The sequence below is a fragment of the Methylobacterium sp. J-030 genome (assembly GCF_022829545.1).
Classification (GTDB): Bacteria; Pseudomonadota; Alphaproteobacteria; order Rhizobiales; family Beijerinckiaceae; genus Methylobacterium.
Genome location: NZ_JAKSYM010000313.1, coordinates 1 through 16,799, shown reverse-complemented (window position 1 = coordinate 16,799; position 16,799 = coordinate 1). Strand labels below are relative to the sequence as shown.

16 protein-coding genes are annotated in these 16,799 nt (G+C 67.9%); 8 read left to right on the top strand and 8 right to left on the bottom strand.

Features of this window, described 5'->3' with window-relative positions:
• Positions 1 to 272 precede the first annotated feature (272 nt).
• Complete coding sequence (locus MKK75_RS23275) at positions 273 to 926, top strand: GntR family transcriptional regulator (protein ID WP_244044888.1); 654 nt, start codon at positions 273 to 275, stop codon at positions 924 to 926.
• 27 nt (positions 927 to 953) lie between these two features.
• Here the strand turns inward: MKK75_RS23275 and MKK75_RS23270 are convergent, their stop codons facing one another.
• The 4 genes from MKK75_RS23270 to MKK75_RS23255 all read right to left on the bottom strand — a co-directional run bounded on the left by MKK75_RS23270 (position 954) and on the right by MKK75_RS23255 (position 6,236).
• A complete protein-coding gene (locus tag MKK75_RS23270) occupies positions 954 to 1,634 on the bottom strand; it encodes a GntR family transcriptional regulator (protein WP_244044887.1) in 681 nt (226 codons plus the stop codon).
• A 59-nt stretch (positions 1,635 to 1,693) separates the two neighbouring features.
• Positions 1,694 to 4,639 (bottom strand): FAD-binding and (Fe-S)-binding domain-containing protein, encoded by a 2,946-nt coding sequence (locus MKK75_RS23265; RefSeq protein WP_244044886.1) that lies wholly within the window; start codon positions 4,637 to 4,639, stop codon positions 1,694 to 1,696.
• 113 nt (positions 4,640 to 4,752) lie between these two features.
• Positions 4,753 to 5,520, bottom strand: coding sequence for an SDR family oxidoreductase (locus MKK75_RS23260; protein ID WP_244044885.1), 768 nt, complete (start codon positions 5,518 to 5,520; stop codon positions 4,753 to 4,755).
• Between the two features lie 2 nt (positions 5,521 to 5,522).
• A complete protein-coding gene (locus MKK75_RS23255) occupies positions 5,523 to 6,236 on the bottom strand; it encodes a GntR family transcriptional regulator (RefSeq protein ID WP_244044884.1) in 714 nt (237 codons plus the stop codon).
• A gap of 100 nt (positions 6,237 to 6,336) precedes the next feature.
• On the opposite strand from MKK75_RS23255, the gene MKK75_RS23250 reads away from it, so the two are divergent.
• The 3 genes from MKK75_RS23250 to MKK75_RS23240 all read left to right on the top strand — a co-directional run bounded on the left by MKK75_RS23250 (position 6,337) and on the right by MKK75_RS23240 (position 8,524).
• Positions 6,337 to 7,260: a 3-hydroxyacyl-CoA dehydrogenase gene (locus MKK75_RS23250; RefSeq protein ID WP_244044883.1), complete on the top strand. Its 924-nt coding sequence runs from the start codon at positions 6,337 to 6,339 to the stop codon at positions 7,258 to 7,260.
• A 2-nt stretch (positions 7,261 to 7,262) separates the two neighbouring features.
• The gene (locus MKK75_RS23245) at positions 7,263 to 8,192 is read left to right on the top strand and encodes a 3-keto-5-aminohexanoate cleavage protein (RefSeq protein ID WP_244044882.1); all 930 of its coding nucleotides are present in this window, start codon (positions 7,263 to 7,265) and stop codon (positions 8,190 to 8,192) included.
• A 185-nt stretch (positions 8,193 to 8,377) separates the two neighbouring features.
• Positions 8,378 to 8,524 carry a hypothetical protein gene (locus MKK75_RS23240; protein WP_244044881.1) on the top strand — a complete coding sequence of 49 codons (147 nt, stop codon included), beginning with the start codon at positions 8,378 to 8,380 and terminating at the stop codon, positions 8,522 to 8,524.
• Here the strand turns inward: MKK75_RS23240 and MKK75_RS23235 are convergent.
• The 4 genes from MKK75_RS23235 to MKK75_RS23220 all read right to left on the bottom strand — a co-directional run bounded on the left by MKK75_RS23235 (position 8,521) and on the right by MKK75_RS23220 (position 11,955).
• Positions 8,521 to 8,766 carry a hypothetical protein gene (locus MKK75_RS23235; RefSeq protein WP_244044880.1) on the bottom strand — a complete coding sequence of 82 codons (246 nt, stop codon included), beginning with the start codon at positions 8,764 to 8,766 and terminating at the stop codon, positions 8,521 to 8,523. The two genes, MKK75_RS23240 and MKK75_RS23235, sit on opposite strands and share 4 nt — an antisense overlap.
• A gap of 286 nt (positions 8,767 to 9,052) precedes the next feature.
• Positions 9,053 to 9,337 carry a DUF167 family protein gene (locus tag MKK75_RS23230; protein ID WP_244044879.1) on the bottom strand — a complete coding sequence of 95 codons (285 nt, stop codon included), beginning with the start codon at positions 9,335 to 9,337 and terminating at the stop codon, positions 9,053 to 9,055.
• Between the two features lie 10 nt (positions 9,338 to 9,347).
• Complete coding sequence (locus MKK75_RS23225) at positions 9,348 to 10,715, bottom strand: FAD-binding oxidoreductase (protein WP_244044878.1); 1,368 nt, start codon at positions 10,713 to 10,715, stop codon at positions 9,348 to 9,350.
• Positions 10,716 to 10,761: 46 nt separating this feature from the next.
• Positions 10,762 to 11,955: a fumarylacetoacetate hydrolase family protein gene (locus MKK75_RS23220; protein WP_244044877.1), complete on the bottom strand. Its 1,194-nt coding sequence runs from the start codon at positions 11,953 to 11,955 to the stop codon at positions 10,762 to 10,764.
• Between the two features lie 253 nt (positions 11,956 to 12,208).
• On the opposite strand from MKK75_RS23220, the gene MKK75_RS23215 reads away from it, so the two are divergent.
• The 4 genes from MKK75_RS23215 (at position 12,209) to MKK75_RS23200 (ending at position 16,569) form a co-directional block, all read left to right on the top strand.
• Positions 12,209 to 13,270 carry an ABC transporter ATP-binding protein gene (locus tag MKK75_RS23215; protein ID WP_244044876.1) on the top strand — a complete coding sequence of 354 codons (1,062 nt, stop codon included), beginning with the start codon at positions 12,209 to 12,211 and terminating at the stop codon, positions 13,268 to 13,270.
• A 73-nt stretch (positions 13,271 to 13,343) separates the two neighbouring features.
• Positions 13,344 to 14,654: an ABC transporter substrate-binding protein gene (locus tag MKK75_RS23210; protein ID WP_244044875.1), complete on the top strand. Its 1,311-nt coding sequence runs from the start codon at positions 13,344 to 13,346 to the stop codon at positions 14,652 to 14,654.
• A gap of 23 nt (positions 14,655 to 14,677) precedes the next feature.
• Positions 14,678 to 15,634: a carbohydrate ABC transporter permease gene (locus MKK75_RS23205; protein WP_244044874.1), complete on the top strand. Its 957-nt coding sequence runs from the start codon at positions 14,678 to 14,680 to the stop codon at positions 15,632 to 15,634.
• Between the two features lie 47 nt (positions 15,635 to 15,681).
• Positions 15,682 to 16,569, top strand: a complete 888-nt coding sequence (locus MKK75_RS23200; RefSeq protein ID WP_244044983.1) for a carbohydrate ABC transporter permease — start codon at positions 15,682 to 15,684, stop codon at positions 16,567 to 16,569.
• Positions 16,570 to 16,799: the final 230 nt, after the last annotated feature.

The following is a 16,799-nucleotide window of genomic DNA, read 5'->3' as shown; positions in this document are numbered from 1 at the left end:
ATGTGGGAGAGCCGCCTTACATTCCATCCTATCGATGCGGCGGCATCCTGGCGCTGCGGAGACCGAGAAAGCGGCGTCGTCTGCAAGCCCTGCGGGGTCACATCGGGATACGGACCTCAGCTGCGGCCTGGTTGGGGCGCGATGCTGAATCGCGACGTTGTCGCCGGAGACAACGCTGCGCCTCCTGAAGCGCGCTCGTTCGCCGAGCCGGCCGACACGGGGTCGGGGACCGCTTCGGCGAGCATCCGCGCGCACGATAGGGAATCGGAGGGATGAACCACGCGCAACGTCTGAAGCAGTCGATCGAGGAGGAGATCGTCTCGGGCGAACTCGCCGTCGGATCGCGGCTCGATGAGAATCAGCTCGCGGCGCGGTTCGGCGTCTCACGCACGCCGATCCGGGAAGCGCTGCTGCAACTCGCCGCCACCGGCCTCATCCAGTCGAAGCCGCGGCGCGGCGCGATCGTCAGCGCTCCCGAACCGCACCGGTTGCTCGCCATGTTCGAGACCATGGCGGAGATCGAGGCCGCCTGCGGCCGGCTCGCGGCCAGGCGCCTCACGTCCGACGATGCGGCCGCCCTGCGGACCGCCCTCTCGGGCTGCCGCTCCGCCATGACGACGGAGGATGCCGAAGCCTATTACGCCGAGAATTACGTATTCCACACTGTGGTATATCGAGCGAGCCACAACGACTTCTTGGCGGAGCAGGCCCTCTCGCTGCACCGCCGGCTGGCGCCGTACCGACGCCTGCAATTGCGGGTGCGCCAGCGCGTTCCGCAATCGCTCGCCGAACACGAGGCGATCGTGGCCGCCATCCTGGCCGGTGATGCGACGGGCGCGGCCGACGCCCTGCGCAGCCACGTCATCGTGCAGGGCGACAGGTTCACCGATCTCGTGGCCGGCCTGCGGGCGCCGAATGCGGCCTGACCACGACCCGCCGTGAGCCGGTCGTGATCAGACCGCCTCGGCGGGTCCGTAATGGGCGGCGATGACCGACTTCTTTCCCCGAATATGCTCGCGCATGAGGATGGCGAGCGATCCGCCGTCGCGGGCGCGCAGGAGTTCGATCATGCGCTCGTGTTCGGCAACCGCGCGGGCCCATTGGTCCGGGGTCTGGTGGGCGGAGTAGCGCGACCGCTGGATCCGCCCCGACAGGCTCGCGTAGAGGTTCGCCAGCACCGTGTTGCGGCTGGCCGCCATGATGGCCTCGTGGATGCGGCGGTTGCGGCCGAAGTAGCCGGCCTCGTCGCCTGCCTTCCAAGCGGCCACCATCGCTGCGTGGTCCGTCGTGATGGCGTCGATCTCCGCGTCGCCGATCGTGCGGCAAGCCAGATCGCCGGCTGTGGCCTCCAGGCCGGCGATCACCTCCATCATCTCCTCCAGCTCGATTTCGGAAATGCTGGCGACGCGCGCACCGCGATTGGGGAGGAGTTCGAGCAGACCTTCCGTGGCCAGGATCTTGATCGCTTCCCGAAGCGGCGTGCGCGAGATGCCGAAGCGCTCCGTCAGCTCACCCTCGTTGATCCGCGCCTTCGGCTCCATCTCACCGGATCGGATCAATTCGCGAATCCGGTCCGCCACCTCGTCATGCAGGTAGCGGCGGTTGATGCCGATCCCGGACTCGATCTTGTTCATGGTCCCCCGACGCATGGCAGGGCCGCGTGCCTGTCATCTCTGTGTAGGTGTCCGGCAATTCAGTGTCGAGGCGTGAGGGCTCGATCGAGCACGCATGCCACATGTTCCGCGTGCAGTCCGAGCCCGTCCTGGATCTGATGGCGGCAGCTCGTCCCGTCGGCGACGACGAGATCACCCGGCGCCGCGGCGCGCAGGGCCGGGAACAGCGCCAGTTCGGCCATGGCGAAGGAGGTCTCGATCGATTCCGGCCTGTAGCCGAAGGCACCCGCCATGCCGCAGCAACTCGACTCGATCACCCGCACATCGAGCCCCGGAACAGCCCGCAGCACCGTCTCCACCGATCCCATCAGGCCGAAGGACTTCTGATGGCAATGTCCGTGCAGATGGGCCACGCGGCCGCGCTGATCCGCCAGCGGCAGCGCGATCCGCCCCGCCGCGAGGTCGGCAGCGAGCAACTCCTCGAACAGCATGGATTGTCCGGCGAGCAGGGCGGTATCCGACCCCGGGAGGAGGGCGGAGAACTCGTCCCGGAAGGTGAGAAGGCAGGACGGCTCCAGACCGACCACCCGTGCCCCCGCCCGGACGAAGGGGAGGAGCGTGTCGAGCGTCCGCCGCGCCTCCTGCCGCGCCCGGTCGGTCTGACCGGAGGCGAGCCAGGTCCGTCCGCAGCACAGGGAACGCCGCCCGCGGTCCGGATGAACGCGGTGCAGGCGATAGCCCGCGGCGGCGAGCACCCGCTCGGCCGCCTCCAGATTCTCCCGCTCGAAGGCGCGGTTGAACGTATCGCCGAACAGGATGAGGTCGCGAAAATCGCCCTTCACGTCGCCCGGATGGGCGGGCTCGCCCTGCTCGCGCCATGGCCGGCGCCAGCGTGGCAGGGAGCGCTTCGCCGAGAGCCCGGCGACTTTCTCGGATAGCCGGGCCAGGGCCGGATGCCGGTCCCGCAGGTTCAGGAGCGGCGCGAACCTGGCTGCCGCCCCGGCATAGATCGGCATCAGGGCGATCAGCCGCTCCCGCAGCGGCAGCCCGTGCCGGGCATGGTAGTGGTGCAGGAACTCGATCTTCATCTTGGCCATGTCGACGCCGGTCGGGCATTCCCGCCGGCAGGCCTTGCACGAAACGCAGAGATCGAGGGTCCGCTTCATCTCGGGGCTGGTGAAGGCGTCCTTCCCGAGCTGCCCGGACATGGCGAGCCGCAGGGAGTTGGCCCGGCCCCGCGTCAGGTGCTGCTCCTCCCGGGTCGCCCGGTAGGACGGACACATGGCGCCGCCGACGAGCTTCCGGCAGGTGCCGTTGTTGTTGCACATCTCGACCGCGGCTCCGAAGCCGCCCCAGTCGGACCAGTCGAGGGCCGTCTCCAGCGGCTGCGTGACCGCGTAGTCCGGCTTGAACCGGAACAGCGACCGGTCGTCCATCGCGAGCGGGCGGACGATCTTGCCGGGATTGAGACGGTTGTCGGGGTCGAAGGCGTCCTTCACGGTCTCGAAGGCGCTCGTCAGGACGGGGCCGAACAGCGGCGCGATGTATTCGGAGCGGGAGATCCCGTCGCCGTGCTCGCCAGAATACGAACCCTTGTACCGGCGCACCAGCTCGGCGGTTTCCTCCGCGATCGCGCGCATCCGGCGCACGTCGCCCCCGTCCTTCATGTCCAGGATCGGGCGAACGTGCAGGCAGCCGACCGAGGCGTGGGCGTACCACGTGCCGCGGGTGCCGTGTTTGGTGAACACCTCGGTGACCGCATCGGTATAGTCGGCTAGGTGCTCAAGGGGCACCGCGCAATCCTCGATGAACGACACCGGCTTGGCGTCACCCTTCATCGACATCATGATGTTGAGGCAGGCCTCGCGCACCTCCCAGACGGATTTTTGCCGGGCCGGCTCCACGACCTCGACGACCGCGTCCGGATAGCCGTGATCGGCCATGCAGGATTCGAGACGCTTCAGGTCGCGATCCAGTGCATCGCGGTCATCGCCGGCGAATTCCGTGAGCAGCAGGCAGTTCGGCTTGCCGCGGGTGATGTCGGCGAGCGTCGTGCGGAACAGCGGGATGTCGGCGCCCAGCACGAGGACGTTGTTGTCGACCAACTCCACCGCCACCGGGTCGAGGGCCACGATGTGCCGCGTGGTCTCCATCGCGGCCCGGAACGACGGGAAATGGCAGACCCCCATCACCCTGTGCGTCGGCAGGCGGGACAGCTTCAGCGTCACCGCCGTGGTGGCGGCCAGCGTGCCCTCCGAGCCGACCAACAGGTGCGCGAGGTTCGGACGCGGCTCGATCAGCGCGTCCAGATTGTAGCCGCCCACCCGACGCTGCACCTTCGGGTAGCGGGCCGCGATCTCGTCCCGGTGCGCGTCCGCGAGGGCGCGCGCCTGCTCGGCCAGGATCTCAGCCCGGGCCGAGCCGGTGACGCCGGAGACCGTGTTGCCAGTCAGGCCGAACGTGAAGGCCTCGCCGTCATGCAACAGCGCGTCCAGGGAAAGGACGTTGTCGCTCATCTTGCCGTAGCGCAGGGAGCGAGCGCCGCAGGAATTGTTGCCCGCCATCCCGCCGACGGTGCATCGGGTCGCCGTGGACGGCTCCACGGGGAAGAACCAGCCATCGGCCTTCACACGGGTATTGAGACGCTCCAGCACCATGCCGGGCTCGACCGTGATCGTGCCGGCCTCCGGATCGTAGGCCAGGATCCCGTTGAAGTGGCGCGAGCAGTCGACCACCAGTCCTGCGCCGATCGGCTGGCCGTTCTGCGAGGTTCCACCGCCGCGCATAATCACCGGCGCGCCGTGCTCGGCGGCGACCCGCAAGGTCGCGGCGATGTCGGCGGCCGAGCGCGGCAGCACCACCCCGGCCGGCATGATCTGGTAGATCGACGCGTCGGTGCTGTAGCGGCCGCGCGTAAAGGCATCGACGCGCACCTCGCCCTGCAGTTGCTCGGCCAGCCTGCGCGCCAGGCCGGCATCGAGCCGCGCGGCAGCGCGCGGCGCTGTCTGAGGCCTCGTTCCCGTCACGTCCGCATCCTCCCACAGCAGCCCAGGCCCCTTGAGGGAAGTGTATTCAAAATTCAGCCATTCGGAAATCGATCCGATCCCCCTGCGCGCTTCCGGCGCGGGGTGAACACAGTTCAGGACAGCATCCGCGTGTCGCCATCGATGGAGATCGCTTGGCCGGAAATGGTCCGGCCACGCTCCGAGCAGAGCAGCAGCACCTGATCGGCGAGCTGGCGGGCGGTGACGTAGTCCTTGATCGACACGAACGAGAAGGCCCGAGCCTCCATCTCGGCGTAGCTGGTGCCCTGCTGCTGCGCCTTCGCTTCGAGCACCCGGCGCTGGCGGTCGCCCGCGACCAGTCCCGGCAGGATCGCGTTGACCCGGATGCCGTCACCGCCGAGTTCGATGGCGAGCGATTTGGTGAAGCCGATCACCCCCCATTTCGCCGCCGCGTAGGGACTGCGCAGGGCGAATCCGAACTTGCCGGCCGCCGAGGACAGGTTGACGATCGATGCGTTGGCGCTCTGCCGGAGGTGCGGCACGGCGAGGCGCGCGCAGTTGAACTGGCTGGTCAGGCAGACGGTCATGCACTGATCCCAGGCCTCCGGGGCGATCTCGTCGACGCGGCCGGTCGGTCCGGCGATCCCGGCATTGTTCACGAGCACGTCGAGGCCGCCGAGATGATCGAGCGCGGCCTCCATCATCGCCGCCACCGCGGCCCGATCGGCCACATCGGTGCGGCTGCGTCCGACTGTGGCCGCCAGGGTGTCCAGGGCCTCCTGGTCGATGTCGCAGGCGAAGACCCGGGCACCTTCCTCCAGAAAGGCATCCACGATCGCGCGCCCGATCCCCGCGGCCCCCGCCGTGACGAGGACGCGCAAGCCTGCCAATCCGAGATCCATGATCAGTCCTCCTCGGGCTCCGCCCGCAACGTGCCGCGGGCCAGGATGAAGTCGGCGGCCTCGCGGATGTCGGCTGCGATCGCCGCGGAGGCGGCCAAGCCGTCGCGTGCCGCGATTGCCGCGCAGGCTTCGGCATGGCGCTTGAGTGCGATGCCCTGGTGCAGCCGCTCCGGACAGGCGCGCAGATCCAGGTTGATGACCGGCCCGGCTTTCAGCCACAGGCGGCCGATGATCTGCGTGAGCGGGGGCAACCCGCAGGCATCGTAGATCGCGAAGTGCAGGTCGCGGTTGAGCTGGACAGCCCTGATCCGATCGGGCTCGGGGGATTCCGCGGCAGCTCGGAACGCCGCCTCGGCCCGGCGGATCGCGTCGAGTTCCGCCTCCGTCCGGCGCTCCGCGGCGCGTGCGGTCGCGATGCCCTCGACGGCGATGCGCGTCTCGGCGAGCGCCCGGAACGCCCCTGCGCCCATGATGGGCACGCGGATGATGCGCGCCGGTGCAACCTCCAGCACGCCCTCCGCGACGAGGCGGCTCACGGCCTCGCGCACCGGCATCACCGAGACCCCGAAGGCCGCCGCGCTCTGGCGTAGGGACAGCCTGTCGCCCGGGGCAAGCCGACCCGACGCCAGGAGGTCCGACAGCGCCGCGTAGGCGGTGTCGGTGAGGGTTCGTCGTTCCAGCTGCGGGAGGTCGGCCAGGGCCGCCAGGGACGCCATGGCTCAAGACTAGACGACATGGGCGCGATCCCGCTAGTGATCTGTGATCACAGCGGCGGCAGGTGTGGGCTGCCGTGAATGGGTGCCGGGGAGGGCTGTCATGACCGGCAGCGTCGCGATCGTAGGCGTGGGCCTGATCGGCCGGGCCTGGGCGATGATCTTTGCCCGCGCCGGCTGGGATGTCCGGCTGTTCGATACCGCCGACGGCGTTGCCGAGGCGGCGATCCCGCTCTGCGTCGAAGGACTGCACATGCTGGCCGGGAACGGACTCTGCCCCGATCCGGAGGCGGCCGGGCTGCGGATCCGGGCGTTTTCGACCCTCGCGGCGTGTCTGGACGGTGTCGGCTTCGTGCAGGAGAACGGCCCGGAGACGCTGGCCGCCAAGCAGGCGCTGTTCGCCGAACTCGATGCGCGCGCATCGGCCGAGGCCATCCTGGCCTCATCCTCATCGGCGATCCGGTGTTCGCTGTTCACCGCGGACCTGCCGGGCCGGGCGCGCTGCCTGATCGGCCATCCGGTGAACCCGCCGCATCTGATCCCGCTCGTGGAGATCTCCGGCGCGCCCTGGACCGCCCCGGCCGCCCTGGCCCGGGCGCGCGTGGTCTACGAGCAGATCGGTCAGGTGCCGATCACCGTGCTGAAGGAGATCGAGGGCTTCATCCTCAATCGGTTGCAGGGCGCGCTGCTGGCCGAGGCGTTCCGGCTTGCCGCCGAGGGCTACGTGACGCCGCAGGATCTCGACAGGACTGTCTCGGACGGGCTCGGGCTGCGCTGGAGCTTCATGGGGCCGTTCGAGACGATCGAACTGAACGCACCGGGCGGCATCGCCGATTACTGCGCGCGCTACACCGATTTCTACAAGCGCCTCGCCGCCGATCCAGCGCCGCCCTCGGTCTACGAGGCGCCGGCCACGGGGGCGATCCTGGCCCATTGGCCCAACAAACCCGATCTGCCCGCGCGCATGCGCCGCCGCGACGCGCGGCTCGCGGCGCTCCGGGCCCACAAGGCTACACGAGGGGATTGAGCATGGCCGCACAGCGGAAAGTCATCATCACCTGCGCGGTGACGGGCGCGATCCACACGCCCAGCATGTCACCATATCTTCCGGTCACGCCGGAAGAAATCGCCGATGCCGCGATCGGCGCCGCCGAGGCCGGGGCGGCGATCGTCCACCTGCACGCCCGCAACCCGGAAACCGGCCAGCCCGATCAGTCGCCCGAGGCCTTTGCGCCGTTCCTTCCGGTGATCAAGCAGCGCTCCTCCTGCGTGGTGAATCTCACCACCGGCGGCGCGCCGACCATGTCGATCGAGGAGCGGGTGCGGCCGGCCGCCACCTTCAAGCCGGAGGTCGCCTCGTTGAATCTCGGTTCGATGAATTTCGGCCTGTTCGGCATGCTCGACCGGTTCAAGGACCTGAAGCACCAATGGGAGCGGGACTATCTCGGCAACAAGGACATCATCTTCCGCAACACGTTCGGGCAGATCGAGCACATTCTGACGACCTGCGGGCCGAACGGCACGAAGTTCGAGTTCGAGTGCTACGACACCGCGCATCTTTACAATCTCAAATACTTTCTCGACCGGGGTCTCGTTCAGGCGCCGCTGTTCATCCAGACGGTGTTCGGGCTTCAGGGCGGCATCGGCGCGCATCCCGACGACGTGATGCACATGAAGCGCACCGCCGACCGGCTGTTCGGCGATCAGTACCGGTGGTCGGTGCTGGGCGCGGGCCGCAACCAGATGAATATCGCCGCCATGGCGGCTGCGATGGGCGGGAACGTGCGCGTCGGGCTGGAGGACAGTCTCTGGGACGGGCCGGGCAAGCTCGCCGAGACCAACGCCGCGCAGGTCTGGCGCGTGCGCGCGATCATCGAGGGGCTGGGGCTCGCAGTGGCCTCGCCCGACGAGGCGCGGGAGATGCTCGCGCTGAAGGGGGGCGACAAGGTCGCGTTTTGAAAACGGTTCGGGGCTTGGGCGGAGTGCATGCTGCGCCGCCCCCGAGCTTGCGACGCCCGTAGCTGCGACAGATGTTCTGGCCTATGTCGATGGAGGCGGCCTTGGAGCGCGTCGCGAGGGTTTCCCGGAACAACCGGAGCTAGGCCATTCGTATTCCCAAGGCGTTCGAACGGCCCAGCGATGAGGTGACGATCGCGCGGCAGGCGGATGGCAGCCTTCTGATCCGTCCGAGACTGCGCCTTATCGAACGCGTGCGCACGCTGGAGCCGCTCGGTCCCGAAGATGCGCTGGACGAGATCCCGGAACTCGACATCGAGGATGTTGTCCTTTAAGTGACGACCCCGCTTATTTCCTCGACACCAACATCCTCTCCTATCTGATCAGGCACGGCTAAAAAGAGCGCGTTGCCGCTGTTATGGTAGAGCGTGCAGCCGAGGTCGCGACAAGCATCGTCGTTGCTGCCGAAGTTCGGTACGGAGTGGCGCGGAAGGGCTCCAGGCGGTTGACGGAACGCGCCGAGGCCGTGCGCTGAACGATTACCATCCTGCCGCTCGGCACGTCGGCCGATCGCCATGACGGCGAGATCTGAGCACCCCTCGAATGGGCAGGAACGTCGATGGGTCAAAATGATCTCATCATCGCATCTCAATGCCGGGCGCCCGGCTCGATGTTGGTCAGCGCAAATCTCGAAGAGTTTCGTCGCGGACCAAAATTGCGAGTTGAGAACTGACTCGTCCCGTGAGCGGGAAAAATGAGTTGATGCGGTGGACCTGTGAAGGAATGCACGGACTCCGGACTCTGCGCGGAAAACACAATGAACGACGGACATCCGCAGACGAGGCGCAGGCGTGTTTATGGTTTTATTTGATTTTGCCGAACACCCTCTCCAGATCCGCCTGCGCGATCCCGTCGATCTCCAGGATCTTCAGCCGGCTCTGATCCCCCGCCGCGATCCGCACTGCCCCCCGGCTCACCTTCAGCGCCTTGGCGATCAGCTTCGCCAGCGCGGCGTTGGCGGCACCCTCCACCGGTGGGGCAGCGACGCGGGCCTTAAGGTAGGGCTGACCTTTCTCGTCCCGAGCCCAACCCTCGACAGCATCGCGCCCACCGCGGGGCGTGAGCCGCACCGCCAGCCGAACCGTCATTGCCACATCATCAAAAAATTTTGCCGGGGTTCAGCAGGTTGTCCGGATCGAGCGCACGCTTGATCAGCCGCATCGCCGCAATTTCCTCGGGCGAGCGCGACAGAGGCAGCTTGCCCCGCTTCTCAAGTCCGATCCCGTGCTCGGCCGAGACCGAGCCGTTGAGCGCCGCCAGCGGCTCGTAGAGCGCTGCATCGATCGCCGCGTTGCCAGCACCGTCGAGGCGGGTGGTATTCCAGTGCAGGTTGTTGTCGCCGATGTGTCCGTAGACGACGGCCCGGCAACCCGGAATCGCGGCGAGGCGGTCGAGTGCACCGCGCACGTACCCGTCCATCTTCGCTAGCGGGACGCTGACGTCGAAGGCGCGCTCGATCCCGTCGGCGTTGAGGTGCTCCACTCGGTCGCGGATGCGCCACATGCCGCGTCGCTGTTCCTCGGACGAGGCGATGGCGGCGTCGAGGATCGTGCCCTCGCCCATCAGCCCTTCCAGCAGACCGAGGAACCGCTCGGATTCGTCCGGAACGCACTCAATCTCGATGATCGCGTAGAACGGGTAGTCGTGGCCGAGCGGCGCGGTGGCCCGACCGGGGGCGGTCATCACGCGATAGAAGTCCGGCCACAGGCCCTCGAAGGAGGAGACGCGGCCCTGGAAGGCACTCTGCGCCGCGCGCAGCACCCGTGCGCCGTCGTCGACGCCGGGGCAGGCGATCAGTGCGGTGGCGTAGCCGGCCGGCTCCGGACGCAGCCGCAGCACCGCACGGGTGACGATGCCGAGCGTCCCCTCGGTGGCGATGAAGAGCTGCTTCAGGTCGAGCCCGGTGTTGTTCTTGATCAGCGGGCGCATCGACGACACCATCGTGCCGTCGGCGAGCACCGCTTCGAGCCCGAGGACCATCTCGCGCATCATGCCGTAGCGGAGCACCCTCAGACCGCCGGCATTGGTCGAGATCGCGCCGCCGACCGTCGCCGAGCCGCGGGCGCCGAGGTCGAGGGGGAAGAACAGGCCGTTCTCGGTCGCCGCGTTCTGGACGCTCTCCAGACTGGCGCCGGTGCCGACCACCACCGTCATGCCGAGGGGATCGACCGGCTCGATCTGGGTCATGCGCTCGGTCGAGAGGGTGATCTCGTCGGGCGCACACAAGGTCCCGTCGACGAGGCCGGTGGCGCCGCCACGGGGCACCACCGCGACGCCGGCCGCGTGGCAGGCGGCCATCACGGCGCTCGTCTCGGCGGTGCTGCGCGGACGGACCAGGGCGAACGCCGCGCAGGGCTCGGTCGGGCGCGTCCAGTTCGCCGAGCGCTGACGCAACTCATCGCCGATTACGAGGCCGGACGGCCCGACGAGCGCGGCCAAGCGGTCGAGGAGGGCGGCGTTCGTCATCGGCAGGTCTCGGCGGAAACGGTCGGGGCTCACGGCGCTCGCTGTGTCACAGAAACCCGCGCGCCGCGAGATTGCGCATCAGCGCGCGGGTGCCGAAGATCCAGGGCTCGCAGGCATCGCACGGGCGCATGCGGTTGACGAGGCTGCCGAGTTCCGGGCTCGCCACCACGACCCGGTCGTTCTCGACATGGGTGAAGCCGAGGCCGGGCCCGTGCCGGTCCTGGATCGGCGCGAACATCGTGCCGAGGAGCAGCAGCGCGCCGTCCGGATACTGATGCGTCTGCCCCATCAGGGCCGCCACCAGCTCGTCGGGATCGCGGCTGATCTCGGCAAGCGGCGAGGCACCCTCCATGCGGAAGCCGTCGACGCCGGTCACCTCCAGGGTCACGGTGGTGCGCCGGATCGCGTCGAGGTCGAAGGTCGCGTCGAACAGGCGCAGGAACGGCCCCAGCGCGCAGGAGGCGTTGTTATCCTTGGCCTTGCCGAGGAGCAGGGCCGAGCGGCCCTCGAAATCGCGCAGGTTCACGTCGTTGGCGAGCGTCGCGCCGACCACGCGCTGATCGGAGCTGACGGCCAGCGCGACCTCCGGCTCCGGGTTGTTCCAGTGCGAGTCCGGATGGAGGCCGGCATCCGCTCCGCAGCCCACCGCCGAGAGCGGTTGGGCCTTGGTGAAGATCTCCGCATCGGGGCCGATGCCGACTTCGAGATACTGGCTCCAGGCGCCCTGACCGACCAGCACTTCCTTGAGCACCATGGCCTCGGCCGAGCCGGGCTTGAGCCGGCGCAGATCTTGGCCGACCAGGCGCTCGACCTCGGCGCGGATCGCCGCGGCGGCGGCGAGGTCGCCCCGGGCCCGCTCCTCGATGATCCGCTCCAGCATGGAGGTGGCGAAGGTGACGCCCGCCGCCTTCAGGGCCTGGAGATCGACCGGCGCGAGGAGCCACGGCCGCTTCGGGTCGCGTGCGTCCGGCGGCGTGTTGGCGAGAATCGCGTCGAGGCCGCCGAGATCCTCGCCCGCCGCGCCGCGCAGGGCGGCGGCGGGATCGGGCTGCTCGCACAGGTCGCTCACCGTCGGGAAGCGGGGCGTGACGTCGATCACGCGCCCTTCGCCCGACGCATCGGTGCGGATCGCCACGACGCTGGGTCCCCCCGCGTCAGGGCGCCAGACCCGGCCGACGAGCGAGCCGCGGCACCCGTCGGCGGGCAGGATCGCGCACGCGTCGAGACCGGATAACGCCATGATGCTTCGTTCCCTGCTCGATCGGCCGCGGCCTTCTGCCGGGCCGGGGCGGCGCAGCCTTAGCACCCCGGACGACCGATGAGGCTGGCGCGCCGTTTCACCCCGACCGTCCCGTCACCCGCTCCGCCGGGGCGGAATGACAGAAGCGGGATAATCTGCGCGATGATGAAGGTGAAGCCTTGCTTTCCCGCTCACGCTCCCGTGTACTGTATTCAGAGAGTCGCCGACAGAGCGGCCTTGATCAGGAGGAAGCATGGCCTCGGTGGGAATCCGCGAGGTTCGCAAGGCTTTCGGATCGACGAACATCCTTCACGGTGTGTCGGTAGACATCCGGGATGGGGAATTCGTCATCCTCGTCGGTCCGTCGGGTTGTGGAAAATCGACGCTCCTGCGAATGATTGCCGGGCTGGAGAACATCTCCGGCGGAGAGATCCGCATCGGCGAGCGGGTCGTGAACGATGTGCCGCCCAAGGAGCGGGACATCGCGATGGTGTTCCAGAACTACGCGCTCTACCCGCACCTCACGGTGCGCGAGAACATGGCGTTCTCGATGCGCATCCGGAAGGCGCCGGCCGCCGAGATCGAACTGCGGGTCAACCGGGCCGCGCAGATCCTGGGACTGACCCACCTGCTCGACCGCTATCCGCGCCAGCTCTCCGGCGGGCAGCGCCAGCGCGTCGCCATGGGGCGGGCGATCGTGCGCGACCCACAGGTGTTCCTGTTCGATGAGCCGCTCTCGAATCTCGACGCGAAGCTGCGCGTCGCCATGCGCACCGAGATCAAGGAACTGCATCAGCGCCTGCAGACTACGACGATCTACGTCACCCACGACCAGATCGAGGCCATGACCATGGCCGACCGGATCGTCGTGATGCACGACGGAGTCGTTGAGCAGATCGGCGCGCCGCTCGACCTCTACGACCGGCCCGACAACCTGTTCGTTGCCGGCTTCATCGGCTCGCCGGCCATGAATTTCCTGTCCGGCCACATCAGGGCGAACGGCCATCTGGTTTTCGTCACCGATGCGGGCCTGACCATCCCGCTCACGGAGGTGCCGGCGGGGGCCGAGGGAAGGCCCCTCGTGCTCGGGATCCGCCCCGAGCATTTCGACCTCACCCCGGACGGGATCGCCGCCGAGGTGGTAGTCGTGGAGCCCACCGGCTCGGAGACGATGCTGGCGGTGCGCGCGGTCGGCCAGGATCTCACCTGCGTCCTGCGCGAACGCGTGACCGAGCGGCCGGGGGAGACCGTGTTTCTGCGACCGAACCGCGTGCATCTGTTCGACGCCGCGACCGGGCGTCGACTGCCGAACTGAACGACGGCCGGCCCTTCATACGGCGGCCCGCTGAAAGGGTCGGCCGACAACGACACCCAGGGAGAAGCCACCCATGCAAGGTCTCGATCGCCGCTCCCTCCTCGCCGGCGCCGCCGCGGCCGGGCTCGCCGCCGGCGGCGACCTCCTCGGCTTCGCCAGAGCCTGGGCGCAGAGCGCCGAGTGGAGGCCGGAGCCCGGCGCCAGCCTGTCGCTTCTGCGGTGGAAGCGGTTCGTCCCAAGCGAGGACGAGGCCTTCCTGAAGCTGGTCGATGCCTTCACCCAGGCGACCGGCGTCAAGATCACGGTCAGCAACGAATCCTACGACGACATCCAGCCGAAGGCCTCGGTGGCTGCCAATACCGGGCAGGGGCCCGACCTGGTCTGGGGCCTGTTCTCGTTCCCGGCGCTGTTCCCGGACAAGTGCGTCCCGATGGAGGACGTGGCCGCGTCGCTCGCCAAGAAGTACGGACCCTGGTTCCCCTCGGCGGAGGCCTACGGCAAGGTCAAGGGCAAGTGGATCGCGATCCCCGTGGCGTTCAACGGTGGATATCTGAACTACCGCGTCGCCGCCATGAACAAGGCCGGCTTCGACAAGTTTCCGACCGACACGGCGGGCTTCCTCGAACTGTGCCGGGGCCTGAAGAAAAACAACACTCCGGCCGGCTTCGCCCTCGGCCACGCCACCGGCGACGGCAACACGTGGTGCCACTGGGCGCTCTGGTCCCATGGCGGCAACCTCGTGGATGCCAACGAGAAGATCGTCATCAACTCGCCCGAGACCGCCAAGGCGCTGGAATACGTCAAGTCCCTGTACGAGACCTTCGTGCCCGGCACCGTCTCGTGGAATGATTCCTCGAACAACAAGGCGTTCCTGGCGGGCGACCTGTATCTCACCAACAACGGCATCTCGATCTACGCGGCCGCCAAGAAGGACAACCCGAAGCTCGCCGAGGACATGGATCACGCGGTCTGGCCGATCGGGCCGGTGGGCAAGCCGACCGAGTTCCAGCTCGCCTTCCCGATCCTGGCCTTCAAGTACACGAAGGCGCCCAATGCCTGTAAGGCGTTCATCGCCTTCATGATGGAGGCCGCGAACTACAATCCCTGGCTGGAGGCCGCGCAGGGCTACCTGTGCGAGCCGCTGTCGAACTACCCCAAGAACCCGATCTGGACCGCCGACCCGAAGAACGCGGTCTTCGCGGAGGCGGGCCGGCGCTCGCTGGCGGCGGGCGGGCTCGCGCCGGTGAGCGAGCGCATCGCGGCGGTGCTGGCGGATTTCGTGGTGGTCGACATGTTCGCGAGCCATTGCACCGGACGCGAGGACGTGAAGGGCGCGATCAAGAGCGCCGAGCGTGCCGCCCAGCGCATCTTCCGGAACACCTGACCCCCGGCGCGAGAGGCGACAGCATGGCGCACACGGCCCTGACGCAGCCCGCCCCGGCCGCGCTTTCAACCCGCTCAGGCTGGCAGCGCCTGCGGGCCAGCCGCGGCTGGGCGGGCTTCTGGTTCATGCTGCCCACCGCTCTGATCCTCGGCCTGTTCCTGGCCTATCCCCTGCTGAAGGGCATCTGGCTGTCCTTCACCAATGCGCGGATCGGCCGGGATGGCGTGTTCATCGGCCTGGAGAACTACGCGTGGCTCTGGGACGACGACGTGTTCTGGCTCTCGGTGTTCAACACCTGCCTGTACACGGCGGTCGCCTCGGTGGTGAAGTTCGCGGTGGGCCTGTATCTCGCCCTCCTGCTCAACAAGAACATGCCGTTCAAGGCGATCATCCGCTCGATCGTGCTGATCCCCTTCGTGGTGCCGACCGTGCTGTCGGCCATCGCGTTCTGGTGGATCTTCGACAGCCAGTTCTCGATCATCTCGTGGTCGCTGCGGCATCTCGGGATCATCGACGGCAACATCGACTTCCTGGGCGAGCCGAATCTGGCGCGGGCCTGCGTGATCTTCGCGAATATCTGGCGCGGCGTGCCGTTCATCGCGATCACGCTGCTCGCCGGCCTGCAGACGGTCTCGCCCTCGCTGTACGAGGCCGCGACGCTCGACGGCGCCTCGAACTGGCAGATCTTCTGGCGGATCACCCTGCCGCTGCTGACGCCGATCATCGCGGTGGTGATGACCTTCTCGGTGCTGTTCACCTTCACGGACTTCCAGTTGATCTGGGCGATGACTCGCGGCGGCCCCGTCAATTCCACCCACCTGATGGCGACCCTGTCGTACCAGCGCGGCATCCTCTCGGGGACGCTGGGGGAGGGGGCGGCCATCGCCACCGCCATGGTGCCGTTCCTGCTCGCAGCCATCGGCATCTCGTGGTTCGGCCTGCAGCGCCGGGCCTGGCAGGCCGGGGAATCCGACCGATGAGCGCCCCCGCACCGCCCGCCCAGGCCGACCCGCTGCGCACGCCCGTGATGGCGGTGCAGCCCCCCGGCCTCACCGACAATTCCGAGGGCATGGCCTACCTGGAGCGCCTGCCCCGGCGGCTCGTGACCACCTACCTGCCGCTCGCGCTCATCCTCGTGGTGCTGCTGTTCCCGTTCTACTGGATGGCGCTCACCGCCATCAAACCGGACGAGCAGCTGATCGACATGGAGCACTACAACCCGTTTTGGGTTGTGCAGCCGACGTTCAAGCATATCCACAAGCTGCTGTTCGAGACGCAGTATCCCCGCTGGCTCTGGAACACGATGTACGTGTCGGTGGCGGCCACCGTGCTGTCGCTGTTCGCGAGCGTGCTCGCCGCCTATGCCTGCGTCCGGGTCCGCTACCGGGGTGCGAGCTGGGTCGGAGCGGCGATCTTCCTGGCCTATCTCGTGCCGCCCTCGATCCTGTTCATCCCGCTCGCAACGATCGTGCAGGCCTACGGGCTGTTCGACTCACCGATCGCCCTGATCCTGGCCTATCCGACCATCCTGATCCCATTCTCGACCTGGCTCCTGATGGGCTACTTCAAGACCATCCCCTACGAGCTGGAGGAATGCGCGCTGATGGACGGCGCGAGCCGTTGGCAGATCCTCACCAAGATCGTTCTGCCGCTGGCCTTCCCGGGCTTGATCTCCGCCGGGATCTTCTCCCTGACGTTGTGCTGGAACGAGTTCATCTACGCGCTGACCTTCCTGTCCTCGACGCAGAACAAGACGGTGCCCATCGCGGTGGTGAGCGAGTTCGTGGACGGCGACGTCTACAAGTGGGGCTCGCTGATGGCCGGCGCGCTGCTCGGCTCGCTGCCGCTGGTGATCCTCTACTCGTTCTTCGTGGAGTATTACGTCTCCGCGCTCACGGGTGCCGTGAAGGAATGACGGAGATCCCGTTAGAGCCGTGCCGATCGCGTTGCACACCGTGGACGACATGTGACTGCCAAGCCGCACGTCGGCCCGCCCATCGAACGCCCTCATCCTTGTAAGTCCTCTGTTGTCCGATCTGGTAAGGTTGGATCTGCGGCGACGGGCAGGACCCCGGCTCATCCTGGGGCTTTGAAGCCCGCACCTCAGCTTGGGTGCCTGCCCGTCCATTCCACGACCCCGGACAG